Origin of the sequence: Sutcliffiella tianshenii, from assembly GCF_016908565.1 — a bacterium.
GTDB lineage: Bacteria > Bacillota > Bacilli > Bacillales > Bacillaceae_I > Sutcliffiella_A > Sutcliffiella_A tianshenii.
The window spans coordinates 57,606-64,879 of sequence record NZ_JAFBED010000014.1 but is presented as its reverse complement, the minus strand read 5'-3'; the positions used below and the strand labels follow the sequence as shown (position 1 = coordinate 64,879).

Here is a 7,274-nt window from a genome sequence, read left to right as displayed (position 1 = left end):
TGTACAGCTTGATGTTTTACTTCTCGTGTAAATTTAGTCAACTGAAGTACACCTCCTATTGTTAGGTGTGTGTCCAACAAAAGGGGTGCACTTCTAAGCCGAGGAGGCTCCCATCCGTCCCCGCGGAAAGCAAGTGTCCGAAGCGGAGATCAACGGGCTCCATTTGAAGTTTACATTTATCTTATGAAAGAATGAATGCAAACACAGCCTAAAAAAACAAGCACCTCACCCTATTGCTAGAGTAATGGTGCTTGTTTTTATTTCATCCTTCTTGCAAAGTCAACAAAGCGGAATTTATCCAGTCTGTGACGTGATTCTGTAAACTGAAAAGGACTGGCGTCATCGAGATGAACAAGGCTTTTCACCACTACAACATGCGATAAGCCATTTAGATCCAGCAACTCCCGATCAAGCGGGTTCGCTTCCTCCACCGTCACTTCCTTATCGGCAAAGCTGATTGAAAGCCCCAGTTCATTCTCCAGGTGTTCATAGATGGACTGCTCAGCTATCTCTTCTGTTAATAGAGGCACATGTCTTGTTTGGAAGTAGTCGGTATCCAAAATGATACGCTCACCATCCACCTGACGGGAACGAACCACTTTCCAAAGTTCTTCCGCTCCCAAGCTTTCTCTCAATACATCGGATGGTTTTACCACGTTAAGCTCATGGACCTTTGTTACCCAGGATTTCCCCATCTTCTTTGCGAGTTCCTTAAAGCTGACAAGGCCAGAGATCGGAAAATCAAATCTTGCACGGTCAAGCACGATCGATCCCTTGCCGCGGACTTTTTGGATATAACCATTCTGTGCAAGGAGGTTCAATGCTTTCCGGATGGTTTCCCTTGATGTATGGTACTGGACCATCAATTCATGTTCTGATGGGAGCTTTTCCCCTACCCTTAGTTCTTTTTCTTCCAATTTTTTTGCAAGTTCCTGATAGATCGCTTGAAATTTATTGTTTTTCATATTTAACCACCTATCACCATTTTATTTTATCACTACTTTTTCAGGTGATAAATAATGGATTCATAGGGACGGAGGGTAATTTGGTTAAACGCTTCACTGGAATCCTCATAGTTGCTCAGCAGGATTTCTCCTTTATACTCATCGATGTCCACATCCTCCGGCAATGTAAAGACCGTTTCTTTTGCATAATAGTTGCTTACAACAAGAAGCTTTTCATCCTTTCCATTGCGGATGTATGCGAAGATGTCAGGATGCTTTTCCAATATCAGCTGAAAATCGCCATATGTCACAATGTCGTATTCCTTGCGAAGCCTAATCAGTTTTTTATAGTGATAAAAGACCGAATCCTTGTCACTTACAGCTTTTTCTGCATTGATATCCGGGTAGTTCCCCGCTACGCCAATCCAGGGAGTGCCTGTGGTGAACCCTGCATGCTTCTCGTCATTCCATTGAACAGGGGTGCGGGAATTATCACGGGATTTATGCCTTAAGATTTCAAGGATCTCCTCCTCTGTCATCCCAGCCTCCTTTTTCAAACGAAACGTATTCAACGATTCCACATCACGGTAATCGGAAATTTTCACGAATCCGGGGTTGGTCATCCCAAACTCTTCCCCTTGATAAATATAAGGGGTTCCTTGCATCATATGCACACTGGTTGCAAGCATTTTAGCCGATTCTCTTCGGTACTCCTTGTCGTTTCCATATCTCGATACAATACGTGGCTGATCATGATTGCACCAGAACAGGGCATTCCAGCCTCCCCCTGCGTTCATTTCTATTTGCCAGGTGGATAGAATATCTTTCAACTGTTGAAAATCAAAATCCGCGACTGACCATTTCTCACCGCCAGGATAATCGACTTTCAAGTGATGGAAATTAAAGGTCATGCTCAATTCGTTGCGATCCGGACGTGTGTACTTGATGCAATGGTCGATCGAGGTAGAGGACATTTCCCCTACAGTCATACTATCGTATTTGGAAAAGACTTTTTCATACATTTCATTCATATATTCGTGAACCCTTGGACCGTCTGTGTAGAATTTACGGCCATCTCCCGGGGGCACGGAGCCATCATCATCTGGGAAGCGTTGGTCTTTTGATATAAGATTGATCACATCAAGCCGGAAGCCGTCCACTCCCTTTTCAAACCAGAAAGTCATCATGTCATATACCTGTTTTCGCACTTCTTCGTTCTCCCAATTCAAATCGGCTTGCGTTATATCGAAAAGATGCAAATACCATTGTCCAGTCTTTTCATCGAATGCCCATGCATTGCCGCCGAATTTGGACTCCCAGTTTGTCGGTTCGCTTCCATCCCCCTTGCTGTCCTTCCAAATATAGAAGTCCCTATAAGGATTGTCTTCTTTTGCTTCCCGGGATTTATTAAACCATTCATGCTCTGTTGAAGTGTGGTTGACTACAATATCCATGATTAATTTTATCCCTCTGTCATGGGCTTCCTTAAGGAGCTGGTCAAAGTCTTCCATCGTTCCATACTCTTCATGGATGGCAAAATAGTCACTGATGTCATAGCCGTTATCCTTTTGCGGAGACGCATAGATCGGAGTCAGCCAGATTACGTCCACTCCCAGCTCCTTCAAGTAGTCAAGTTTTTGTATGATCCCCTGGATATCACCTACACCGTTTCCTGTAGTATCATTGAAGCTTTTCGGATAGATTTGATATACAACCGAACGTTTCCACCATGGTTCCTTTTCAATCTTGCTCATCAAAACACCTCATTTAAATTGTACTATTTTCAAAAAATCATTTTTTCAATTCAATAGATATACCCTCGCCTCATATGGCTGCAAAGTGAATCTTGAAATATCGCTCTGTTCTTCCGTTTCATAATTGCTAGCCAGAAGCTGTTTTGTCATGAAATGGATATCCCTTGGCAACTCGAATGCAGGATTGTTCTCATAGAAATTACAGATAACCAAAAGCCTTTTATCCTGATATGTTCTGATATAGGCATAGATTTCCGGGTGATACTCTAATATCAATTTATAATCCCCGTAGACTATTATTTCATTTTGTTTTCTTAACCTGATGAGCTTTTGGTAGTAATAGAAAACCGATTCCGGATTATTCAGCTCATTTTCAGCGTTAATCTTTTGATAATTCGGATTCACATTTATCCAAGGCGTACCTGTAGTGAACCCTGCATTTTCATCAGCACTCCATTGCATCGGTGTCCTTGCATTATCCCTGCTTTTGGCGTGGATGCTCATCATGATCATCTCTTCTGTCCAGCCTAGGTTTCTTAACTCTTCATATACCCGCAATGTCTCAATGTCCCGATAATCCGTTATCGTTTCAAAAGCGACATTGGTCATCCCAAGCTCTTCCCCCTGGTACACATAAGGTGTCCCTTTCATCATGTGCAGCAGAGTTGCAAGCATTTTAGCTGATTGAATCCGGTACCTCCCATCATCTGCATAGCGGGAAAGGGCACGTGGCTGGTCATGATTATTAAAATAAAGACTGTTCCATCCCTTATCACCTAATGCTTCCTGCCAACGGGATAAGCTTTTTTTTAGGTCATGTAGATTTAGGGGTTTTAAATCCCATTTGCCGTTCGGACCATTATCGAGGCCTACATGTTCAAATTGAAACACCATATTCAGTTCATTTCGTTCCTCAGCTGTGTAATCAATGGCCTGTTCAGGAGTAACACCAGGCATTTCCCCGACTGTCATGACATCATAGTGAGAGAGTACATTTCTGTGCATTTCCTGCAAGTAATCATGGATAAATGGCCCTGTTCGATAATACTTGCTACCTGATGCATACTGCTTACCTGGTTTCAGTTCGCCATCCGGCAGCCCTTCCACTTTGGAAATGAAATTGATGACATCCATACGGAATCCATCAATCCCCTTATCAAGCCACCATTTCATCATTGTGTAGATTTCCTCACGCAGCTTTTTGTTTTCCCAATTGAGGTCGGGTTGTTTTTTTGAGAAAAGATGAAGATAATAGTCACCCGTCTCTTCATTGAACTCCCAGGCGGATCCGCCGAAGTTGGACGCCCAGTTATTCGGCTCGGAGCCATCCTCTTTTGGATCCCGCCAAATATAATAGTCCCGGTATGGGTTTTCTTTTGAAGTCTTTGCCTGTATGAACCATTCATGTTCGTCTGAAGTATGGTTGACCACAAGATCCATGATCAGCCTCATATCACGCCTATGTATCTCCATCAAGAGCTCTTCCCAATCCTTCATGGAACCGAACTCTTTCATGATGGATAAATAGTTGCTTATATCATAGCCATTGTCATCATTTGGGGATTCATATACAGGAGAAAGCCATATGGTATCGATTCCAAGTTCCTTTAAGTAATCAAGTTTGGAAATGATCCCTTGAATATCGCCTATTCCATCTGCATTGGAATCCATAAAGCTTCTAGGGTAGATTTGATAAACAACGCTTTCTTTCCACCAAGCCTTTTGCATCTCTCATCTCTCCTTTTCATATTGTTCAGGTTCAAACTTGTAAAGGATTGTAAGTCGGGGCCTGACCCCTTTTTACAATCCTTTACAGTGTTACATTCTAATTTATTGTGCTTCTTTTCTCATTTTGAATTTGGCAATCAAGAATGTAAGTCCAAATGGTACGATTAGTACGATTGCCATACCTACAAAGAATATAGGCCAGAATTCATTTAGGATCGAGAAGAATGCCGGAATCCCGCCAACCCCGATAGATGGTGCCATTACACCAGCAATCGTAATGATCACACCTGCAATAGCAGAACCGATCATTGCTGCGAAGAAGGGATAACGGTAGCGAAGGTTTACACCGAACATCGCAGGTTCAGTAATTCCTAGCCATGCGGATATGGAGGAAGTCAGAGCCAATCCTTTCAGCTTTTCATCTTTTGTAGCAAGCATCATGGCGAATGCCGCAGATCCTTGTGCGATATTGGAAAGCGCAACCATCGGCCAAAGGAAAGTCCCTCCTATTGCAGATATCAGTTGCAGATCGACGGCAAGGAACGTATGATGCATCCCTGTGATGACAAGGGGAGCGTACAATCCGCCATAGATCAACCCACCGATGGCAGGGACCGCATCAAATATGGATACAAATCCATCTGTCAGGAAGTTACCGATTGCAAATGTGATTGGACCGATTGCTACGAATGTAATGAATCCGGTAAGCAATAATGTAATCGGTGGAACCACTAATAGATGAAAACCGTCACTGACACGTTTTGTCAGGAATCGTTCCACTTTGGCCAATACAAAAGCTGCTACGAGGACTGGCAATACTTGTCCCTGATAACCCACCTTTTCGATTTCAAGACCAAGGAAGTTCCAGGTATCCACGTCTCCCTCTTTCTGTGCTTCTGCATAACCCCATGCGTTCAACAGATCTGGATGCACCAGCATTAAACCAAGTACGATACCTAGGAGCTCACTGCCGCCAAACCTTTTGGCTGCAGACCACCCAATAAGACCGGGCAGGAAAACAAATGCCGTATTTGCAATCAGGTTGATGATCCCTGCAATATCGGCCCATTGCGGGTGTTTATCAATGATGGAAGCATCATTGTAAAATATCCCCGCTCCCGTCAGCAAATTGTTGATCCCCATTAAGAGACCGGCTGTCACGATTGCAGGTAATATTGGAATGAAAATATCCGCCAATGTTTTTACTGCACGCTGGATCGGGTTCAAATTCTGCTCAGCAGCCTTTTTCACCTCATCCTTGGAGGATTCCCCAACACCTGTAATATCAACAAACTCTTTATACACTTTATTGACGGTGCCTTGTCCAATGACAATCTGGAATTGTCCATTTGTGGAAAAGGAACCTTTTACACTCTCGATACTTTCCAATGCTTCTTGGTCTACCTTGCTTTCATCATTCAATGCCAGACGGAGGCGTGTCACACAATGAGTTGCTGCACTGATGTTCTCTTTTCCCCCGATGGCATGGACAATCTCTTCTGCCTGCTTTCTAATGTCCATTTTTGTATCCTCCCGTTATCTCTATGCTAGCTTTTCACTTTCAGATGAAATAGCTCTGTTTGTCCTTTAATAGCATTATCTGTAAGCTTTTTATCAAGGTTTTCCACCACTTCCCCGTTGGTGATTACTATAGGGGTGATGGTACTTGCCGCTTTTGCATTGATCAGATTCAGATCAAAGCTGATGAGCCTATCCCCGGCCTTTACTTTATCGCCTTCACTTACATGGCCTTCAAAGCCCTCACCATTCATGGAAACAGTCTCAAGTCCTACATGTATAAGTATTTCCGCTCCAGTTGCAGAACGGATTCCGATCGCATGTTTAGTGTGGAAAAATTGTATGATTTCCCCATCTACTGGAGAGACTACTTCTCCTTCAGTCGGAATGATTGCAAGTCCGTCCCCCATCATCTTTTGTGAAAATGTTGGATCCGGAACTTCTGTCAGTTCCGTCACTTTGCCACTTAAAGGCGCAAACACAACTTCCTCCGTCGGTTTTGTTTCTGTATCCTTTATACCGAAAAGTTTCTTAAACATATATATCCCTCCAAATTTATAGTCTGACAAAAACGCTTACATTTAATAGAAAATACTTGTATATACATGTTTTGATTACAGTCTAACTTGTATATACATGTTAGTCAACCAAAAACTTTTGCTGAGCTTTCTTCAACATGATAATTATTAATCTTGTTACTAGGCCAAGAAAAATAAAAGCAAACCATGACTTAATGTGCGTCCATGTAATAAGGTTAAGCATATTCAACTTAAGAAAAAGGGGCTCGAATACAAAAGATAGCAAGGAAGATACTAACATGCTGCCTAATAAGAAGGTTTTCCATCTTTCTCCATACTGATAAAGAAGCATATACAATACTGGAATGACAGAAACATCGGCAGGAAGCAGGCAGGATACCTTGCCATAAAGTTTGAAAGGATACTCCCACATTCCTTCTGAAGTACCAAGCAGGTCCAGCCAGGTAGCCATCGCTGCCCATAATAGCCCATATGTGAGAATTTCAAAAAGGCGCTTTTTGATGACAAGCTTCCACCAAACGATCCAAGGCCAAAAAACGGAAATGAATAACAACCACCATCTTGGGTCAGCAATATTATTTAGTAATATCCAATGATAAAAGTTCATTAAGCTAAGTGGCTCCACTATGTACATTCCCTCTCTTTCCTGCCCTAAACGCCTGAGGTGTCGGTTTTTTGTCGAAACCTGTCACAACTCAAGTTATTTTTTCCTTTAATGGCGGTTTTTACTCTTAGAGACGTTTATACTTTCATATAAACAAAATGATCTGTTAAATCCCCCTGTTGATTTC

6 protein-coding genes are annotated in these 7,274 nt (G+C 42.5%); all 6 read right to left on the bottom strand.

The features are described from left to right. Nucleotides 1-257 precede the first annotated feature (257 nt). A complete protein-coding gene (gene treR, locus JOC95_RS19730; protein ID WP_204419553.1) occupies nt 258-965 on the bottom strand; it encodes a trehalose operon repressor in 708 nt (235 codons plus the stop codon). Nucleotides 966-997: 32 nt separating this feature from the next. Further along, entirely contained in the window at nt 998-2,698 is a 1,701-nt protein-coding gene (gene treC / locus JOC95_RS19725) for an alpha,alpha-phosphotrehalase (protein WP_204419551.1), read from the bottom strand. Between the two features lie 45 nt (nt 2,699-2,743). Next, nucleotides 2,744-4,426: a glycoside hydrolase family 13 protein gene (locus JOC95_RS19720; protein WP_204419549.1), complete on the bottom strand. Its 1,683-nt coding sequence runs from the start codon at nt 4,424-4,426 to the stop codon at nt 2,744-2,746. A 102-nt stretch (nt 4,427-4,528) separates the two neighbouring features. Further along, nucleotides 4,529-5,947, bottom strand: coding sequence for a PTS system trehalose-specific EIIBC component (treP, locus tag JOC95_RS19715; RefSeq protein WP_204419547.1), 1,419 nt, complete (start codon nt 5,945-5,947; stop codon nt 4,529-4,531). A 26-nt stretch (nt 5,948-5,973) separates the two neighbouring features. Continuing rightward, nucleotides 5,974-6,483 (bottom strand): PTS sugar transporter subunit IIA, encoded by a 510-nt coding sequence (locus JOC95_RS19710; protein WP_204419538.1) that lies wholly within the window; start codon nt 6,481-6,483, stop codon nt 5,974-5,976. Between the two features lie 100 nt (nt 6,484-6,583). Continuing rightward, nucleotides 6,584-7,117 (bottom strand): CBO0543 family protein, encoded by a 534-nt coding sequence (locus JOC95_RS19705; RefSeq protein ID WP_204419536.1) that lies wholly within the window; start codon nt 7,115-7,117, stop codon nt 6,584-6,586. Nucleotides 7,118-7,274 lie beyond the last annotated feature (157 nt).

What these genes read in the sequence shown, in the direction of transcription:
- treR (WP_204419553.1), bottom strand. Translation starts at nt 965, where the DNA reads ATGAAAAACAATAAATTTCAAGCGATCTATCAGGAACTTGCAAAAAAA.
- JOC95_RS19710 (WP_204419538.1), bottom strand. Translation starts at nt 6,483, where the DNA reads ATGTTTAAGAAACTTTTCGGTATAAAGGATACAGAAACAAAACCGACG.
- treP (WP_204419547.1), bottom strand. Translation starts at nt 5,947, where the DNA reads ATGGACATTAGAAAGCAGGCAGAAGAGATTGTCCATGCCATCGGGGGA.
- JOC95_RS19705 (WP_204419536.1), bottom strand. Translation starts at nt 7,117, where the DNA reads ATGTACATAGTGGAGCCACTTAGCTTAATGAACTTTTATCATTGGATA.
- treC (WP_204419551.1), bottom strand. Translation starts at nt 2,698, where the DNA reads ATGAGCAAGATTGAAAAGGAACCATGGTGGAAACGTTCGGTTGTATAT.
- JOC95_RS19720 (WP_204419549.1), bottom strand. Translation starts at nt 4,426, where the DNA reads ATGCAAAAGGCTTGGTGGAAAGAAAGCGTTGTTTATCAAATCTACCCT.